The organism is Limnohabitans sp. Jir72 (assembly GCF_003063575.1).
Taxonomy (GTDB): domain Bacteria; phylum Pseudomonadota; class Gammaproteobacteria; order Burkholderiales; family Burkholderiaceae_C; genus Limnohabitans_A.
This window is the reverse complement of record NZ_NESC01000007.1, coordinates 210,442-227,400: the sequence shown is the minus strand read 5'-3', so window position 1 is coordinate 227,400 and position 16,959 is coordinate 210,442. Positions and strand designations below refer to the sequence as shown.

General features: G+C 58.9%; 17 protein-coding genes. 12 read left to right on the top strand and 5 right to left on the bottom strand.

Features of this window, described 5'->3' with window-relative positions:
• The first annotated feature begins 81 nt into the window (after positions 1-81).
• Positions 82-765 carry a YggS family pyridoxal phosphate-dependent enzyme gene (locus tag B9Z52_RS11840; RefSeq protein WP_108414048.1) on the top strand — a complete coding sequence of 228 codons (684 nt, stop codon included), beginning with the start codon at positions 82-84 and terminating at the stop codon, positions 763-765.
• 190 nt (positions 766-955) lie between these two features.
• Positions 956-2,617 (top strand): energy-dependent translational throttle protein EttA, encoded by a 1,662-nt coding sequence (gene ettA / locus B9Z52_RS11835; RefSeq protein ID WP_108414047.1) that lies wholly within the window; start codon positions 956-958, stop codon positions 2,615-2,617.
• A 269-nt stretch (positions 2,618-2,886) separates the two neighbouring features.
• Here ettA and B9Z52_RS11830 read toward each other — a convergent pair whose 3' ends face one another.
• Entirely contained in the window at positions 2,887-3,168 is a 282-nt protein-coding gene (locus B9Z52_RS11830; RefSeq protein WP_108414046.1) for a hypothetical protein, read from the bottom strand.
• A 77-nt stretch (positions 3,169-3,245) separates the two neighbouring features.
• On the opposite strand from B9Z52_RS11830, the gene B9Z52_RS11825 reads away from it, so the two are divergent.
• The gene (locus B9Z52_RS11825) at positions 3,246-3,965 is read left to right on the top strand and encodes a pseudouridine synthase (RefSeq protein ID WP_108414116.1); all 720 of its coding nucleotides are present in this window, start codon (positions 3,246-3,248) and stop codon (positions 3,963-3,965) included.
• Here the strand turns inward: B9Z52_RS11825 and B9Z52_RS11820 are convergent.
• Positions 3,955-4,773: an alpha/beta fold hydrolase gene (locus tag B9Z52_RS11820; RefSeq protein WP_108414045.1), complete on the bottom strand. Its 819-nt coding sequence runs from the start codon at positions 4,771-4,773 to the stop codon at positions 3,955-3,957. The genes B9Z52_RS11825 and B9Z52_RS11820 overlap by 11 nt on opposite strands.
• 115 nt (positions 4,774-4,888) lie before the next feature.
• On the opposite strand from B9Z52_RS11820, the gene B9Z52_RS11815 reads away from it, so the two are divergent.
• The 9 genes from B9Z52_RS11815 (at position 4,889) to ntrC (ending at position 14,174) form a co-directional block, all read left to right on the top strand.
• Positions 4,889-5,818, top strand: coding sequence for a hypothetical protein (locus B9Z52_RS11815; protein ID WP_108414044.1), 930 nt, complete (start codon positions 4,889-4,891; stop codon positions 5,816-5,818).
• Entirely contained in the window at positions 5,802-6,635 is an 834-nt protein-coding gene (locus B9Z52_RS11810) for a polysaccharide deacetylase family protein (RefSeq protein ID WP_108414043.1), read from the top strand. Before B9Z52_RS11815 ends, B9Z52_RS11810 begins: the two co-directional genes overlap by 17 nt.
• 5 nt (positions 6,636-6,640) lie before the next feature.
• Positions 6,641-7,603 (top strand): sterol desaturase family protein, encoded by a 963-nt coding sequence (locus tag B9Z52_RS11805; protein WP_108414115.1) that lies wholly within the window; start codon positions 6,641-6,643, stop codon positions 7,601-7,603.
• Between the two features lie 29 nt (positions 7,604-7,632).
• Positions 7,633-8,538, top strand: a complete 906-nt coding sequence (locus tag B9Z52_RS11800; RefSeq protein WP_108414042.1) for an EI24 domain-containing protein — start codon at positions 7,633-7,635, stop codon at positions 8,536-8,538.
• A 23-nt stretch (positions 8,539-8,561) separates the two neighbouring features.
• On the top strand, positions 8,562-9,383 hold the full coding sequence (locus B9Z52_RS11795) for a molybdopterin-binding protein (protein ID WP_108414041.1): 822 nt from the start codon (positions 8,562-8,564) through the stop codon (positions 9,381-9,383).
• A gap of 196 nt (positions 9,384-9,579) precedes the next feature.
• Positions 9,580-10,995, top strand: coding sequence for a type I glutamate--ammonia ligase (gene glnA / locus B9Z52_RS11790; RefSeq protein ID WP_108414040.1), 1,416 nt, complete (start codon positions 9,580-9,582; stop codon positions 10,993-10,995).
• Between the two features lie 8 nt (positions 10,996-11,003).
• On the top strand, positions 11,004-11,570 hold the full coding sequence (locus B9Z52_RS11785) for a hypothetical protein (RefSeq protein WP_108414039.1): 567 nt from the start codon (positions 11,004-11,006) through the stop codon (positions 11,568-11,570).
• Positions 11,571-11,578: 8 nt separating this feature from the next.
• Entirely contained in the window at positions 11,579-12,643 is a 1,065-nt protein-coding gene (gene glnL / locus B9Z52_RS11780) for a nitrogen regulation protein NR(II) (protein ID WP_108414114.1), read from the top strand.
• Between the two features lie 19 nt (positions 12,644-12,662).
• Positions 12,663-14,174: a nitrogen regulation protein NR(I) gene (gene ntrC, locus B9Z52_RS11775; protein ID WP_108414038.1), complete on the top strand. Its 1,512-nt coding sequence runs from the start codon at positions 12,663-12,665 to the stop codon at positions 14,172-14,174.
• A gap of 28 nt (positions 14,175-14,202) precedes the next feature.
• Here the strand turns inward: ntrC and B9Z52_RS11770 are convergent, their stop codons facing one another.
• The 3 genes from B9Z52_RS11770 to B9Z52_RS11760 all read right to left on the bottom strand — a co-directional run bounded on the left by B9Z52_RS11770 (position 14,203) and on the right by B9Z52_RS11760 (position 16,931).
• Positions 14,203-14,496 carry a 2Fe-2S iron-sulfur cluster-binding protein gene (locus tag B9Z52_RS11770; protein WP_108414037.1) on the bottom strand — a complete coding sequence of 98 codons (294 nt, stop codon included), beginning with the start codon at positions 14,494-14,496 and terminating at the stop codon, positions 14,203-14,205.
• Between the two features lie 6 nt (positions 14,497-14,502).
• The gene (locus B9Z52_RS11765) at positions 14,503-15,675 is read right to left on the bottom strand and encodes a murein L,D-transpeptidase family protein (protein ID WP_158270557.1); all 1,173 of its coding nucleotides are present in this window, start codon (positions 15,673-15,675) and stop codon (positions 14,503-14,505) included.
• Between the two features lie 176 nt (positions 15,676-15,851).
• Positions 15,852-16,931: a tetratricopeptide repeat protein gene (locus B9Z52_RS11760; protein ID WP_158270556.1), complete on the bottom strand. Its 1,080-nt coding sequence runs from the start codon at positions 16,929-16,931 to the stop codon at positions 15,852-15,854.
• Positions 16,932-16,959 lie beyond the last annotated feature (28 nt).

The window sequence follows — 16,959 nt, the reverse complement described above, 5'->3', positions numbered from 1 at the left end:
GCCGCTAATTTAGCAGTCCCGCGCCCAACCCCGCAGGGTGTCTGTGTATTGGGCGACATGGCATTTGGTACGCTTGGGCGGATGAACGTTTCGATTGCAGACAATTTGGCGCAGGTGCATGCGCAGATCCAGGCCGCCTGCCAAGCCGCAGGGCGCGCTGAGTCCAGCGTGCGCTTGCTGGCAGTTTCCAAAACCTGGGGGGCCGATGCCGTGCGCGCTGCCCATGCCGCCGGGCAAACCGCTTTTGGCGAAAACTACATCCAAGAAGCGGTGGACAAGATCACCGCGCTGCACGACTTGCCTTTGGAGTGGCACTGCATTGGCCCGATCCAGAGCAACAAGACCCGCATGGTGGCCGAGCACTTTGACTGGGTCCACAGCATCGACCGCCTGAAGATCGCCCAGCGCTTGTCGGAGCAGCGGCCGGCCAGCTTGCCACCCTTGCAGGTGTGCATCCAGGTCAATGTCGACGGCGGCGAAACCAAATCGGGCGTGATCCCACAAGACTTGCCAGCGCTGGCTCAGGCGGTGGCGGCTTTGCCGAACATGCAGCTGCGAGGCATCATGACCATCCCCGAACCTGCCGAGTCCGAGGCGGCAGCCCGCGCCGTGCACCGCCAGGGGCGGCTGTTGCTGGAATCCCTCATCGCGCAGGGGCTGGCGCTCGATACTTTGTCGATGGGCATGTCGGCCGACATGGCCCCCGCCATTGCAGAAGGCAGCACCATGGTGCGGGTGGGCACGGCGATTTTCGGCCGGCGTTGAGGCGTCAAGTCGATGTGGTCTTGGGCATTTTTCAGCCCAGATTGGCCTTGTGCACGATCAGATTGGCCGCTTGGGGGCTTCTGCTGGGATAATGCCGGGTTGCACAGCCCCGATTTGGTGTTCAGATCGGCGGACTTGGAACTTGACCTCACAGAGGCAAGCCCGCGCTACTTCACTCAGGTTACACACCATGGCTCAATACGTTTTCTCTATGAACCGGGTCGGCAAGATCGTGCCCCCGAAGCGTCATATTCTCAAAGACATTTCGCTGTCTTTCTTCCCCGGCGCCAAGATTGGCGTGTTGGGCACCAACGGCTCGGGCAAGTCCACTTTGCTCAAGATCATGGCCGGCATCGACAAAGAGATCGAAGGCGAAGCCATTCCCATGGCGGGCCTGAAGATCGGGTATTTGCCACAGGAACCCGTGATGGACCCTGAGCAGACCGTGCGCGAAGCCGTCGAAAGCGGCATGGGCGAAGTCAAGGCCGCGCAAGCCCGCCTGGAAGAGGTCTACGCCGCCTACGCCGAAGAAGACGCCGACTTTGACGCCCTGGCCGCCGAGCAGGCCCAGCTCGAAGCCATCATCTCCACAGCGGGCGATGCGTCAGAGCACCAGCTCGAAATCGCCGCCGACGCATTGCGCCTGCCTGCCTGGGACGCCATCATCGGCAAACTGTCTGGCGGTGAAAAGCGCCGTGTGGCCCTGTGCCGTTTGCTGTTGTCGCGCCCCGACATGCTCTTGCTCGACGAGCCGACCAACCACTTGGACGCTGAAAGCGTGGACTGGCTGGAACTGTTTTTGTCGCGTTTTTCGGGCACGGTGGTGGCCATCACCCACGATCGCTACTTTTTGGACAACGCCGCCGAGTGGATTTTGGAACTCGACCGGGGCTCCGGCATTCCTTACAAGGGCAACTATTCCAATTGGTTGGAGCAAAAAGACGCCCGTTTGGCCACAGAGCAGCGCACCGAAGACGCCCGTTCCAAAGCCATGAAGAAAGAGCTGGAGTGGGCCCGCGCCAACCCCAAAGGCCGTCAGGCCAAGAGCAAGGCCCGTTTGGCCCGCTTCGAAGAGTTGAGCGACCACGAATACCAAAAGCGCAACGAGACCCAGGAGATCTTCATCCCTGTGGCCGAGCGTTTGGGCAACGAAGTGTTCGAATTCAAAAACGTCAGCAAGTCCTTTGGTGACCGTTTGCTGATCGACAACCTGAGCTTCAAAGTGCCTGCGGGCGCCATCGTCGGCATCATCGGCCCCAACGGTGCCGGTAAGTCGACCCTGTTCAAGCTGATCGCCGGCAAAGAGCAGCCCGACAGCGGTGAAGTCACCATCGGTCAGACCGTCAAGATGGCCTTTGTGGACCAGAACCGCGATGACTTGGACAACAACAAAACCGTGTGGGAAGACGTCTCTGGTGGCTTGGACATCATCAACGTGGGCAAGTTCCAGATGGCCAGCCGTGCCTACTGCGGGCGCTTCAACTTCAACGGCGGCGACCAGCAAAAGAAAGTGGGCATGCTGTCGGGTGGTGAGCGCGGTCGTTTGCACCTGGCCAAAACCCTGATCGAAGGCGGCAACGTGTTGCTGCTGGACGAGCCATCCAACGACTTGGACGTGGAAACCCTGCGCGCTTTGGAAGACGCGCTCTTGGAATTCGCGGGCTCCATCATGGTCATCAGCCACGACCGCTGGTTCCTGGACCGCATTGCAACCCACATCTTGGCTGCCGAAGGCGACAGCCAGTGGGTGTTCTTTGACGGCAACTACCAAGAATACGAAGCCGACAAGAAACGCCGTTTGGGCGAAGAAGGTGCCAAGCCCAAGCGCGTGCGCTTCAAGGCTTTGAAGTAATCAGCTGCTGTGCGCAAGACAACGGGCCCTTTGGGGCCCGTTCTCGTTGGTGGGGCTGTGCACGCACATGTCTTTGGGCGATCCCCAGTGGGCTACACGGCCAGAGTTGGTATTTGTAGGCGCCCACCCCGTGGGCGATAGGGTTTGTATTTGCAGGAGCCCACCCCGTGGGCGATAAGGTTGGTATTTGTAGGAGCCCACCCCGTGGGCGATAGGTTAGAAAGCCCAGTTAGGCATACGTCCCCCGAAAGCTGAGTGTCTGCGGAGGATCAGGCGGTGTGGGCGATGCTCGCTCTGGCTTTGTCCGCCCAGACCAGCAGGCTGTCCAGCAAGTCTTTCTGGCTGAATGAGCAGCTTTCTTCGCTGAACAGGGCGCTGGATTCCAGGCGGTCGAGCAGGTTGCCCAGCACCACGCCGAATTTGTCGGGCAAGCCCAACAGGGCCGCATCGTTTCGCCACTGTTGGATCAACACGTTTTGGGACACGGTGCCTTGCTTGCAGGCCGTGAGCGTGTTGTTCATGTGGGTCAGGGTGTCGAGTGCTGCGCTCATCGTCATGGGGCTCCTGCAAAGTCTGTGGCATTTCGAGGTGACAATCATGCCCCATGAAAACCAAATCCCTGAAACCCATGCGCCTGGAAGACATTTTGTTCAGCCAGGGTTTTGGCACCCGCCGTGTGTGTGCCGGTCTCGTTCAGCAAGGCTATGTCAAGGTGGCCGGTGAGGTGGTCACCGATGCGGGTGAATTCTTCGAACCCGAAGGTTTGATTTTCAACGTGCAGGGCACCGATTGGCCGTTCAAGGAGCACGCCTATGTGCTCCTGAACAAGCCCGCAGGCACCGAGTGTTCGCAAAAGCCATCGACTTGGCCGAGCATCTATACCTTGCTGCCTGCCCCTTTGCGCCAACGCCCACAAAAAGCCGCAGTGCAGGGCGTGCAGGCGGTGGGCAGGTTGGACCAAGACACCACGGGATTGCTGCTGCTGACCGATGACGGCAAGTTCATCCACAAGATGAGTTCACCCAAGCACCATGTGCCCAAGGTGTATGAAGTGACCACCAAACACCCGATCACCCCTGAGATGGTGGACAAACTTCTGAGCGGTGTGGTGCTGGACGATGACCCCCAGCCCGTCAAAGCCGCGGCTTGCGAAGCCGTGGGCGAGTTGCACCTGAGGCTGACCCTGACCGAAGGCAAATACCACCAAGTCAAACGCATGCTGGCGGCAGTGGGCAACCGGGTGGAAGGTTTGCACCGTTCACAAATTGGCGGCCTCGTGTTGAACGATTTGGCACCCGGGCAATGGCGCTGGTTGACCGAGGATGATCTGGCCTTGCTCAAGCCCTGATCGTTGGCACGAATGCCCCGATGGCGAGTGCTACGGCCTTGGGCGCGTCTTTGTGTGGTGAATGGCCGCAAGACGGTATCTTCAGCAATGTGGCGTGCGGCACTTTATCGGCGATGTCGTCGATTTGCGCCATGGTTCCATAGGGGTCGTCTTCGCCCTGAATGGCCAGCAATGGGGCCTGAATTCTTGTCAGTTCATCGCGGATGTCGAAAGCACGGAAAGCATCGCTCAGCCATACGTCGTTCCACTGCCAGAACGCGCAGTCCACGTTGGCGTGAAAAGGGGCCAAGCGCGTGCGCAACGGGCCGTGTTCATAGGCCTGGCGCGCAGCGGTGATGGCGCGCACTGAGATGTCTTCCACCATCACATGCGGCGCCATGACGATACAGCCTGACACGGGGTGATGGCTGGCATGGATCAAAGCGATGGTGCCGCCATCGGAGTGGCCTACCAGCAGGGGGCGAGCGATGCCCAAGGTGAGCAACAGCGTGGGCAGCACCTCCAGTGCTTCGCGGTGCATGTAGTCGGGCAGTAGCCGACCATGACGCAGGCCTTTTTCTCTGCGAGAAGGGCCGCGAACGTCCGGCGTGGCATCCGATTGACCATAACCTTGACGTGAATAGACCAATCCAGCCAAACCGAGATGCTGGCACAGCTGGGCGGGCCAATCGCGCCAAAGCGAGACACTGCCCAGACCTTCGTGCAAAAACACGAGGGTAGGTTCATGGCTTGTGGTTGGTGGCTGGATGGTTTGCGCCTCCAGTTTGATGCCGTGTACGTTGACGGTTTGATAAGAAATGACTTGCATCAGATGCCCTTGACGATGCCCGATTACACTTGAGCGCTTCTAGAAAGCTTATCGCGAGATTGTTTTGTACCGATTTTCCCGTTATCTGGGTCCACTGACCCTTTGTTTTTTCCAAATGGCCGCTTGGGCCAATTCCCCGGCACCCGTTTTCATTTTGAATTCTTTGGATGGCAATGTCAGCGTGATTGATCCGTCCACTTGGACCGAGACCAAACGCATTCCCACTGGTAAAGAGCCGCATCACCTGTACCTGACGCCCGATGAAAAGTCGGTCATTGTGGCCAATGCTTTGAGCGATTCACTGACGTTCATTGACCCGCGAACCGCACAGATTCAGCGCACGGTCACCGGCATTTTGGACCCTTACCAGTTGCGCTTTTCGCCCGATATGAAGTGGTTCGTGACGGCTGCCAACCGCTTGAACCATGTGGACGTTTACCGTTGGGATGGTCACAACGCCACTTTGGCCAAGCGCATTCAGACGGGTAAAACGCCCAGCCACATGTGGATCGACAGCAAAAGCACGACCCTTTGGGCCACGATGCAAGACAGCAACGAACTGGTGACGATTGATCTGGCGACGCAGACCCTCAAAAGCCGCGTCCAAACAGGGGCCATGCCTGCCGATGTATTCGGCATCCCTGATGACAAGACCTTGCTGGTCGGTCTCACCGGTGGCGAGGGTGTTGAGGTTTACGACGTCAGCAGCGGTACACCCCGCAAAATCAAATTGCTGCTCACTGGCAAAGGCGCTCATGCTTTTCGCGCCTTGGGCGATCGCCAGCATGTGTTGGTGAGCAACCGCGTGGCCAACACCATCAGCCAGATTGACTACAACAGCTTGCAAGTGGTGGCCGAGTTCCCGGGCCCGTCCGGCCCCGATTGCATGGACATCACGGCCGATGGCAAGTTCATTTTGCTGGCCTCGCGCTGGGCTCGCAAATTGACCGTGATCGACATCGCTTCGCGCAAAGTGGTCAAGCAGGTGCCGGTGGGCAAGTCGCCACACGGGGTGTGGACTTTGGACCATGCGCCGCGCCAATAATTGGGCGCTGGCAGCCCTGAGTTTGGCTGCCCTGAGCACGGCGGCGACGGCGCAAACCGCCGCTTGCCGTCAGCCGGTTTATTTGACGTTTGACACCGGCCACATGGGCGTGGCGCCTCTGATCGCGCAGGTGTTGCAGCGGCAGAACGTCAAGGTCACCTTCTTCGCCGCACAAGAGAAAACCCAGCAAGGCGACGGCACTTTAGGCCAGCACTGGGCGCCTTGGTGGCGCGACCGGGCGGCCGAAGGCCATGCCTTTGCATCGCACACCTGGGACCACGCGTATTGGCGTGCCGACCTTCAAGGTGCGCAGGCCGGTCATTTCAAGATTCGCCCCAGCTCGGGTGCGCAGGCCGGGCAAGACCTGCAGTGGACTGCGGCGCAGTATTGCGCCAACTTGCGCCAGGCCGCGCAGCGCTTGCAAGACATGACCGGGCAGCGGCCCTTGCCGCTGTTCAGGGCACCGGGCGGCAAGACATCGCCAGCCTTGTTGCAGGCAGCCCGCCAATGCGGTTATGCGCATGTGGGCTGGGCCGATGCCGGTTTTCTGGGCGATGAATTGCCCAGCGACAAGTTCCCCAGCGTGCAGCTCTTGCAAAAAGCTTTGTCGCGCATTCGTTCGGGCGACATTCTGATGGCGCATTTGGGCATCTGGTCGCGCCAGGATCCGTGGGCACCTGCGGTGCTGGAGCCGCTGATTGAAGGCCTCAAAGCCCGGGGCCTGTGTTTTGCCACTTTGCGCGAGCATCCGCAGTACAAGGACTGGATCGCGCAACACCCACTGCAACTCTCAGGGCATGCTGTTTCGGGACAATGACGCCCATGGAAGCATTGACCGACGCATTCGCTTTTTTGCAGCAATGGCTTTTTGAGACTGTGGTGCAGCCGCTGAGCTTTGCGCTGGGCCAAGGGAATTTGCTGGAGACGGCCTACGAAGGCACGGGCTGGTTGGTGGTCGGTTTGCTGCAGATCGCGGTCATGCTGGCGGTGATCGGGCCCATGCAAAAACGCTGGCCAGTGGAGCCGATGGCCGATGCGAGGGCGGTCAAGGTGGACATCCTCTACACCGTGATCCACCGTTTGGGGCTGTTCAAGCTGGTGATGTTCTTCACGCTGGAGACCTGGTTTGAAAACGTCTGGGGCCAGCTGCGCACAATGGGTTTGCCCACTTGGCATCTGGACCAGGTCTGGCCCGGTGTGACCGACCAGGCGGTGGTCAGCTTTGTCATTTATCTGGTGTTTTTTGATTTTGTGCATTACTGGCTGCACCGCGCTCAGCACCAGTCGGCGCCTTGGTGGGCTTTGCATGGTTTGCACCATGCGCAGCGGCAAATGACCATGTGGTCTGACAACCGCAACCACCTGCTGGACGACGTCATCACCAGCTTGCTGCTGGCCGCGGTGGCCATGTTGGTGGGTGTGGGGCCGGGCCAGTTTGTGGCGGTGGTGGCCGTGAGCCAGTTGAGCGAGAACTTCCAGCACGCCAATGTGCGCATGTGGTTTGGGCGGGTGGGCGAGCGCTTGTGGGTCAGCCCGCGCTTTCACCGCAGGCACCACAGCATCGGCATTGGCCACGAGTCCGAGTTGCAAGGGCGCAAAGTCCTGGGTGGCTGCAACTTCGGGGTGCTCTTGCCTTGGTGGGACATGCTGTTTGGCACAGCCGACTTTCAGCTGCGCTACGACGCCACGGGCGTGCGTGATCAGGTCGAGCAAGGCCGCGATTACGGCCAAGGCTTTTGGGCGCAACAGTGGCTGGGCGTGCTGCGGCTGCTGGGCTGGGCCTGATGGTTCAGTGAGCTGATAAGCTTGGCCTCATGAAGTTGTTGATCGATTCTTTTTGGCGTGCCGCCATGTATTGCCTGATGCCCCGCGTCATCGGCTTGTCTTTGCTGCCTTTGGTCCTGACGGTCGCGTTGTCGGGCTTTCTGGGCTACATGTATTGGGATGTTGCGGTCTTGACGGTTCAGCGCTGGCTCGAAGCGTCCAGTTGGCTCGAAGGCGTCTGGCGCTGGCTCGAAGGGGTGGGGTTTGCCAACCTCAAGACCGTGGTGGCACCCTTGATGGTGATTTTTTCGGTCACGCCTTTGGTGGTGGTCGTGTCTTTGCTGGCGGTCTCTGTGCTCATGACGCCGGCCTTGACCCGCATGGTCATGGACCGGCGCTTCCCGCAGATGCAGCGCAAGCAAGGCGCCAGCTTTTTGAGCAGTCTGGTCTGGTCTTTGGGCTCGGTTTTGTTGGCCCTGGGCGCGTTCTTGCTCACTTTGCCTTTGTGGCTGGTGCCGCCTTTGGCCATGTTGTTACCCGCCCTGGTCTGGGGCTGGCTGACTTACCGCGTGATGGCGTTTGACGTGTTGGCCGAATTTGCCAGCCAAGACGAGCGCCACACACTGATGGCACGCCACCGCATGCGCTTGCTGGCGATCGGCGTGATCACTGGCCTGATGGGCGCAGCGCCCAGCCTGGTGTGGGCATCGGGTGCTTTGTTTGCGGCGGCCTTTGTGATTTTGGTGCCTGTGGCGATCTGGATCTACACCTTGGTGTTTGCTTTTTCTTCATTGTGGTTTGCGCACTACGCGTTGGCCGCTTTGCAGGCCTTGCGCCACGAGCCTGTGCAGGCCCATGTAGACGAGGTTTTGCCCGCTGTGCCCTTGCACGCGTCGGCCCGTTTGGGGCTGAACCCCGATGGCGTCACGGACGTCGATCCGCGCCGCATTCCCTGATCCTTTTCAAAAAAGCATTGAACATGACGCCCACATTTGGTCTGATCATCATTGGTGACGAAATCATGTCCGGCAAACGCCAGGACAAGCACATGCCCAAAGTCATCGAGCTGATGACCGCACGCGGTCTGAGCCTGACTTGGGTGGAGTACGTGGGCGACTCGCCCGAGCGCATCACCGCCACGCTGGCCCGTGCCTTCGCCTCGGGCGATGTGGTGTTTTCTTGCGGCGGCATTGGTGCCACGCCGGACGACCACACCCGCCAGTGCGCGGGCAAAGCGCTGGGCGTGCCGCTGGCCTTGCACCCCGAGGCGGAAGGCCTTATCCGCGAGCGCATGCAAGACACCGCCAAAGAGCAGGGCGTGACCTACGAGCCTGACCGTGCAGACAATGTGCACCGCTTGAACATGGGCGTCTTTCCCCAGGGCTCAGACATCATCCGCAACCCTTACAACAAGATTCCGGGTTTCACCTGCACTGGTGCCCAAGGTGGTGCGGTGCATTTCGTGCCGGGCTTTCCGGTGATGGCCTGGCCCATGATCGAATCTGTGCTGGACAGCCGCTACGCGCAGCACTTTCAGAAAAACGTGCAGCTTGAAAAGTCGGTGATTATTTTGGGGGCCATGGAGTCCACGCTCACGCCTTTCATGGAATCCATCGAAGCGCAGCACCCAGGTGTCAAGGTGTTCAGTTTGCCCAGTGTGGATCACCCGCAGTGGGGGCGTCACATAGAGCTTGGCGTCAAAGGCGACCCTGCGCTGGCCGAGGTGGCCTATGTTCAGCTCAGGGGTTCACTGGAAAGCCTGAATTTATCGTACGGCCCAGAACTGGTGCGAAACATTTGAATGCACCAAAATGGATCATAATTGCACCATTTGAATGCATCGACTGTGCGGCTTTTTTCACAACAGGCCGCCAGAAGCCTCTCAGTCAGAGGCACAATTGAAAGCTGCTCGGATGCGGCAACTTGGGCCAAAGTTGGCACAGAAACTGCATAATCCGAACGTTCCTTGTTAACCCCTTTCCTACCAGGAGAATTTGATGGCCAAGACCGTCGCAGACGTGATGAAGATGGTGAAAGAGAACGAAGTCAAGTTCGTTGACTTCCGTTTCACCGATACCCGTGGCAAGTGGCAGCACATTACTGCGCCTGTGTCGCAGTTTGACGAAAGCAAGTTCGAAGACGGTCAAGCCTTCGACGGCTCTTCGATCGCCGGTTGGAAGGGCATTGAAGCCTCCGACATGCTGTTGATGCCCGATCCCAACAGCGCCATCATCGACCCCTTCTTCGAAGAAGTGACTTTGGTCATGATCTGCGACGTGATCGAGCCTACAGACGGCAAGGCCTACGAGCGTGACCCACGTTCGATCGCCAAGCGCGCTGAGACTTACCTCAAGCAATCTGGCTTGGGCGACACCGCTTACTTCGGTCCAGAACCCGAATTCTTCTTGTTTGACGAAGTGCGTTGGAGCACCGAGCCGAACAACACCTTCTACGCCATCGACGAAGGCGAAGCGCCTTGGAACAGCGGCACCAAAATGGAAGGCGGCAACTCCGGTCACCGCAACCGCGTCAAAGGCGGCTACTTCCCCGTGCCTCCCGTTGACAGCACGCACGACATGCGCAGCGAGATGTCCCTGATCCTCGAATCCGTGGGTATCCCGGTCGAAGTGCACCACCACGAAGTGGCTGGCGCAGGTCAGTGCGAAATCGGCACCAAGTTCTCGACTTTGGTGGAGCGCGCCGACTGGACACTGCTGCAAAAGTACGTGATCCACAATGTGGCCAACGCTTACGGCAAAACCGCCACTTTCATGCCCAAGCCCTACGCTGGCGACAACGGCTCTGGCATGCACGTTCACCAGTCCATCTGGAAAGACGGCAAGAACCTGTTCGCAGGCAACGGCTACGCTGGCTTGTCTGAGTTCGCTCTGTACTACATCGGCGGCATCATCAAGCACGCTCGCGCCCTGAACGCGATCACCAACCCCGGCACCAACAGCTACAAGCGTTTGGTTCCTCATTACGAAGCCCCTGTGAAATTGGCTTACTCTGCCAAGAACCGCTCGGCTTCGATCCGCATCCCCAACGTCGCCAGCGACAAGGGCCGCCGCGTGGAAGCCCGCTTCCCCGATCCATTGTGCAACCCTTACCTGGGCTTTGCGGCCTTGTTGATGGCTGGCTTGGACGGCATCGAAAACAAGATCCATCCCGGCGAAGCTGCGACCAAAGACCTGTACCACCTGCCTCCAGAAGAAGACAAGTTGGTGCCGACTGTTTGCTCCAGCCTGGACCAAGCTTTGGACGCACTCAACGCAGACCGCGCCTTCTTGACCAAAGGTGGTGTGTTCACCGATTCGTGGATCGACGCGTACATTGACTTGAAGATGATCGAAGTCAACCGCAATCGCGTGGAAGTGTCTCCAGTCGAGTACGACATGTACTACTCGCTGTAATCCACACCATGCGGACTGCACAGCTCAGTGCAAAAAAGGACGGCCTCGGCCGTCCTTTTTTTTGTGGCCGCAGTGCTTGGCGTGCGCCTGTCTGGGCTGCTCTCCTGTTGGGGCTGGCCACCACCAACTGTTTGTTTGCACAAGAGCGTATTTACCGGTGTGGTCACGAGTACACCAACGCCCCGCAGGGCAAGTCTGCGTGTGTGGCCATTGCATTGAGTCCAACCGTCACGGTGATTGAAGGGACGCGCCCCAACGGTGCGGTACAGGCGGTACGCACCGCTTCGGATGAGGGCACCGCCTTGGTGCCAGCCCTGCGCACCAAAACGGATGATGGGCATCTGCTGGCTTCCGTTCAGCGCGAGCGAGACGTGCAAGCCCGCGCCATCTTGATGCAAGAGCTGGATCAGGCCAAGCGCCAACAAGTGCAGTTGCAACAAGCGTACAAGGAACAGCAAGCGGGCCAGCAGACCGAAAAGTTCGTGGCGATGAAAGCCGCCATCGAGCGCAACCAGCGTGACATCGACAGCCTTCAGCGTGAGCTTTCCCGCCGACCCGTGGCGGCCAACCCTTGATCCAGAACATGTCTTCAACCGTTTCCCGTTTTCAGGCCTTTGATTTGTTGGCCACGCCCATCGCCGTGATCGAGGGCGAAGGGTGCATCAGTTTCGTCAATGCGGCACTTGAAGATGTCATGGGCATGTCGCGTCGCAGTTTGACGGGGGCTTATCTGCCCGATTTTTTTGCCGACCCACAGCCTCTGAAAAATGCGCTGATTGGCGCGCGATCGAACGAGTTTGCGGCGCTGCGCTACGAAGCCATGCTCAACCGCTTGCACCATGGTGACAGCTTGCCTGTGCACATGATCGTCGCGTCATCAGACCATGTCGATGAGGTGATCATCGAGCTGTTGCCCGTAGAGCAGCAAACCCGCCAGGAGCGCGAAGAGCGCTTGCTGGAGCAGGCCCAGGCCAACAAGGAGCTGATCCGTAACCTGGCCCACGAGATCAAGAACCCTCTGGGGGGTATTCGCGGCTCGGCTCAGTTGCTCGAGATGGAGCTGGACAACAAAGAGCTTACCGAATACACCCAGGTGATCATCCGGGAGGCCGATCGTCTGCAAACGCTGGTGGACCGGCTGTTGGCTCCCCATCGCCGGCCGCATGTGGTGGGCGATGTGAACATCCACGAAGTGTGTGAGCGCGTCCGCTCCCTCATCCTGGCCGAGTTCCCCAAGGGTTTGAAGGTTGTGCGTGATTACGACACGTCGATCCCCGAGTTTCGGGGTGACCGTGAACAGTTGATTCAGGCCGTGCTCAACATCTCGCACAACGCGGCGCAAGCCTTGGCAGAGCGCATCGCGCAAGGCGATGCACAGGTCACGTTCAAGAGCCGAATCTTGAGGCAAGTCACGTTTGGCAAGCAGCGTTATCGCCTGGCACTGGAATTGCATGTGATTGACAACGGGCCTGGTGTACCAGACTCGATCAAGGACCGCATTTTCTTCCCGCTCATTTCGGGACGCGAGGGCGGTTCAGGCCTTGGGCTGACGTTGGCGCAAACCTTTGTTCAGCAGCACCACGGCATGATCGAGTGTGACAGCGAGCCCGGTCGTACGGACTTCAAGATTTTGATTCCGTTGCCTTGAACCCAAGAAAGCCCCTCAAATGAAGCCGATCTGGATCGTAGACGATGACCAATCCATCCGCTTTGTGCTTGAGAAAGCATTGTTGCGCGAAGGCCTGCCCACGCGCAGTTTCACCAACCCCCGCGAGGTCCTGAAAGCGCTCGACTCGGAAGAAGGGCGCGATGGCCCGCAGGTGCTGGTCAGTGACATCCGCATGCCTGGCGGATCTGGCTTGGACTTGCTGACCAACATCAAGCAGCGCATGCCCGGTTTGCCCGTCATCATCATGACGGCCTTTTCCGACTTGGACAGTGCCGTCTCGGCCTTCCAAAGCGGTGCCTTTGAGTACCTGCCCAAGCCTTTTGATTTGCCCAAGGCCGTGGAGCTGATCCGCCGCGCCGTGGATGAAAGCCAGCGCGAAGACGTGGCGGAAGAAAAAATGACCGAAGCCCCCGAGATGCTCGGTCAGGCCCCGGCCATGCAGGATGTGTTTCGTGGCATTGGCCGCTTGGCGCAAAGCCATGTGACGGTGCTCATCACGGGCGAGTCGGGCTCGGGCAAAGAGCTGGTGGCGCATGCGCTGCACAAGCATTCGCCGCGGGCCAACCAGCCTTTTGTGGCCATCAACACCGCCGCCATCCCCAAGGATTTGCTCGAGAGTGAACTCTTCGGTCACGAGCGCGGTGCGTTCACCGGTGCACAGGCCTCTCGGCGCGGGCGCTTTGAGCAAGCCGATGGCGGCACCTTGTTTCTCGATGAAATCGGGGACATGCCTTTTGACCTGCAAACGCGTTTGCTGCGTGTCTTGTCGGACGGCCATTTCTACCGCGTGGGCGGGCACAGCGCGGTCAAGGCCAATGTGCGCGTGATTGCCGCTACCCACCAAGACCTCGAAGAGCGCGTCAAACAAGGGGTCTTCCGCGAAGACTTGTTTCACCGCCTGAACGTGATCCGTTTGCGTTTGCCGGCGCTGCGCGAACGCCGCGAAGACGTGCCCATGCTGGCGCGTTATTTCCTGCAGCGCAGTGCGCAGCAATTGGGTGTGGAGCCCAAGCGCATCGCAGAAGCGGCCATGGACAAACTGGGTCAGTTCCAGTTCCCGGGCAACGTGCGCCAGCTGGAGAACATTTGCCACTGGCTGACTGTGATGGCGCCATCGCAATTGATTGAGCTCAAGGATTTGCCGCCAGAGGTCTTGGCAGCGGGCTCGCCCACACCCGTGGCAGCCAGTGATGCGGCCATGGTGTCGGTGGCCCCATCGTCAGACGCAGGCGCAATGCCCGTCGTGAGTGCACCGGCGGCAGCGCCTGTGACCGCGCTTGTGACTGCCTCTGGGGGCGTGTGGGAGTCGGGTCTGGAGGAGGAGGCCTTGGCTTTGCTCCATGCTGGGCGCACCGATGTGTGGGATGTGCTCACGCGGCGTTTTGAAACCAGCTTGATTCAGGCGGCGCTGTCGACCACTCGGGGGCGGCGCATTGAAGCGGCTCAAAAGCTGGGCATCGGGCGCAACACCATCACCCGCAAGATCCAGGAGCTGGGCATCGACGAGTGATGCGCTGGCTGTGCCGCGACGAGGCGGATCAGTCCGAAAAAGGGTCTTTGAGCACCACGTCGCAGACGGGAAAAGCCACACAAGGCAGCACGCAGCCTTCGGCTTTTTCTTCGGCGGTCAGGCCAGGCCAGGCCATCTCGTAGCGCACCTGGCCTGAGGCCAATTGGCCGATGCAGGTGCGGCAGGTTCCCGCGCGACAAGAACTGGGCCATTTCAGGCCACCTTGCTCCAGCGAGTCCAGCAAAGTCTGCTCGCGCCAAGCGTCAAAGCTGCCACCATCGGGCGCAATGCGGGCGTTGAAAAACGGAGTTTCTTGGCCCATTGCGTTTCAGGTGGGGCCTTCGAAGACCAATTTCCATTGGCCCGCTTCTTTTTGCCAATAGGTGCGCAAGAAAGCTGGCTGGCGTTTGTCCTTGATGTTGGGGTCAGACATGGTCACGACCATCGTTTCTTCGCCATCGTTCCAATGCAAGACGGAGATCACATCGAGCGGCTTGGCATTTCGTTGCATGGACAGGGTTTGTGCCAGCCTTGGCCACCAATGGTCCAGATCCAGTGCATCACGCTCAAAGCGCTGGCTGTAGTAGGTTTTCAGTTTTTCGGCATCCGCGGTTTGTCGGTCTGCGATCCAACGGTCCAAGCTGGGCTTGAAATGGGTGTAGTCCGTAGGGACTTGTCCCGCAGCGATCCAGTCGAGTTTTTCGGCAATGATCACGGGGGTCATGCGCCAGCCTGGCAAGCTCAGCAGCTGCTCCATCACGGGGTTGGAGAGCACCACACAACCATCGGTGGCCTCTGGTGCCCGTGAATACTGCGCACTGGGTGTGCCGTGCAGCCAGATGCCCGAGCCGGTTTTGTTGCGCATGGCATCAACGGCATTGGGGTAATTCAGCGTCAGGGCACCAACACCAAACAGGTCGGGCAGTGATGCACCCGGCAAATTTTTCTGAATGAAATAAACGCCAACAGGCGTTTTGCCATCGCCTTCCTTGATCTTGCCGACACCGTTGATGCCGACAGAGACATAGGTTTCCTTGATCAGCTCCAATTTCAGTTGGCCATCTGAGCCCGTTCGGTTGGCGAACCAGTAAAGGCGCGAACGTGAAGCGTCGACCGCTGCAATGTACGGCTGCTGTGCAGCCAGATACGCGACTGAGGCCGGTATTTGGCTTTGCAACGCCTCTGGTGCGGGGCGCATGATGCGGCGTTTGGCTTCGAGAACCAACTCCTCCAGTCGACGCAAAGCCGATGGCCTTGCATCGGCCTCCAGGTCAACACCCTGTACGGGTTGCTGGCTGCTGATGTTCAGCAAATCGGCATAAAGCAGTTGGCCCAACTGGAAATTGGGAAATTGCAATGCCAAATTGCGGGCGGTGACCAAGGCCTGAGCGCGTTCTCCCTCGCCCAGATGCTGGTAAATTTGCCGCACCATGGTCTCTGGTTCCTTGGCGAGGACCATGCTGGGGGCGGTGTCTGGCTCGAATTGCAGCTTCCAGCGCATCGGCTCGGATGTTGACTGAAAGGTTTTTTCAACATCTGTTGGCGAATGTTCACGATCAGACATCCACCATATGGTCAGACTGAACGCGGTCACCAGCAAAGTGGGCATGGCCCACCGCAAATGCCAAGAGTCGCTGCGTTTGCGGGCAGATGGTGGCGTGGTTGAGCGTAGGAATTTCAATTCACCGTCTCACGCGTGATCAGCCACCGATCGCCTTGTTTGATCATTTCCAGTGTCTTGTGGCTATTGCCCTTGAAATTGTCGGATTCATAAACCTGCTGGAAACGGGCAGAGGCTTTGTTGCCAGAGACCTCGATTTTGAGGGCGTTGATCTCCACATTGATGGTCTTTTTGGAGACGATGCGAATTTGACGATCGCTTTCCCATTTGGCCCGTGACATTTTGTCGGGAGGGCTGAAGCTGCTGGCGTAGGCACCCAAATATCGGGCCATGTCTTTTTGACTCCAAGCCTTGGCCCACGCGGAAACGGCATTGCGGACATCGGTTTGGTCAGTTTTGGCGTGCTTTTGTTGCGCGTCCTCTTTCTTGGGCTCAGCCTTGGGGGCCTCTGCGGCTGCAGGCGTGGAGGGCTTGGCGGCGGCTACCTGCGCTGCAGGCGTGCTCGGTGTGGTTGGCGTGACCACTGCAGCGGGTACGGATGGGGACGTGGATGCTGCAGGCGCAGGTTTGGCCGATTCGATGCTGGATGCGCCCACAGGCGGCGCGGCTGACGTTGTTTGGACCTGTGCATAAACCGGGGCCCGTTTTTGCGGGTCAATGCTGCCTAACAAGGTCAATTGTGGCGCGCTGTTTTTGACTTTGCTGTCGATTTGCAAAGCCTTCGCATAGGTTTGCTTGGCGAGTTGACTTTGCACATCGGACAAATTGCGGTGTGCTGCGGCGTAACTGGGGTGTGTTTGCAGTGCTTTTTCAAGGTTGCTGCGAGACTCCTCCAGCTTGCCTTTCGCGGCGTAAAGCACGCCCAGATTGTTGTAAGCCTCCGACAAGTCCGGATTGGACTCTGTGAGCTTTTTAAAGGTTTCAATCGCTTTATCTGTTTGCCCTTGTTGGGCTTGAATCACACCTTCGAGGAAACGCAATGGCACGTCTTTGGGGGCAATTTGACGTTCTTGCTGTAGCAGTTTGAGCGCCTGTTCCAGTTGCCCAGCTTGAATGGCTTGTTTGATGTTGTCTTGTGGCGTTGGCTCGGCTCGAAGTGCAGATGAGCACGCCAAGCCTAAGACCATTTGAAACATCAAAAAAATGCTTGCAAATGAATTCTTT

Excerpts from the sequence above, each read along its gene's own strand:
- B9Z52_RS11840 (WP_108414048.1), top strand. The coding sequence starts at position 82 with ATGAACGTTTCGATTGCAGACAATTTGGCGCAGGTGCATGCGCAGATC.
- ettA (WP_108414047.1), top strand. The coding sequence starts at position 956 with ATGGCTCAATACGTTTTCTCTATGAACCGGGTCGGCAAGATCGTGCCC.
- B9Z52_RS11830 (WP_108414046.1), bottom strand. The coding sequence starts at position 3,168 with ATGAGCGCAGCACTCGACACCCTGACCCACATGAACAACACGCTCACG.
- B9Z52_RS11825 (WP_108414116.1), top strand. The coding sequence starts at position 3,246 with ATGCGCCTGGAAGACATTTTGTTCAGCCAGGGTTTTGGCACCCGCCGT.
- B9Z52_RS11820 (WP_108414045.1), bottom strand. The coding sequence starts at position 4,773 with ATGCAAGTCATTTCTTATCAAACCGTCAACGTACACGGCATCAAACTG.
- B9Z52_RS11815 (WP_108414044.1), top strand. The coding sequence starts at position 4,889 with ATGGCCGCTTGGGCCAATTCCCCGGCACCCGTTTTCATTTTGAATTCT.
- B9Z52_RS11810 (WP_108414043.1), top strand. The coding sequence starts at position 5,802 with ATGCGCCGCGCCAATAATTGGGCGCTGGCAGCCCTGAGTTTGGCTGCC.
- B9Z52_RS11805 (WP_108414115.1), top strand. The coding sequence starts at position 6,641 with ATGGAAGCATTGACCGACGCATTCGCTTTTTTGCAGCAATGGCTTTTT.
- B9Z52_RS11800 (WP_108414042.1), top strand. The coding sequence starts at position 7,633 with ATGAAGTTGTTGATCGATTCTTTTTGGCGTGCCGCCATGTATTGCCTG.
- B9Z52_RS11795 (WP_108414041.1), top strand. The coding sequence starts at position 8,562 with ATGACGCCCACATTTGGTCTGATCATCATTGGTGACGAAATCATGTCC.
- glnA (WP_108414040.1), top strand. The coding sequence starts at position 9,580 with ATGGCCAAGACCGTCGCAGACGTGATGAAGATGGTGAAAGAGAACGAA.
- B9Z52_RS11785 (WP_108414039.1), top strand. The coding sequence starts at position 11,004 with ATGCGGACTGCACAGCTCAGTGCAAAAAAGGACGGCCTCGGCCGTCCT.
- glnL (WP_108414114.1), top strand. The coding sequence starts at position 11,579 with ATGTCTTCAACCGTTTCCCGTTTTCAGGCCTTTGATTTGTTGGCCACG.
- ntrC (WP_108414038.1), top strand. The coding sequence starts at position 12,663 with ATGAAGCCGATCTGGATCGTAGACGATGACCAATCCATCCGCTTTGTG.
- B9Z52_RS11770 (WP_108414037.1), bottom strand. The coding sequence starts at position 14,496 with ATGGGCCAAGAAACTCCGTTTTTCAACGCCCGCATTGCGCCCGATGGT.
- B9Z52_RS11765 (WP_158270557.1), bottom strand. The coding sequence starts at position 15,675 with ATGCGCTGGAAGCTGCAATTCGAGCCAGACACCGCCCCCAGCATGGTC.
- B9Z52_RS11760 (WP_158270556.1), bottom strand. The coding sequence starts at position 16,931 with ATGTTTCAAATGGTCTTAGGCTTGGCGTGCTCATCTGCACTTCGAGCC.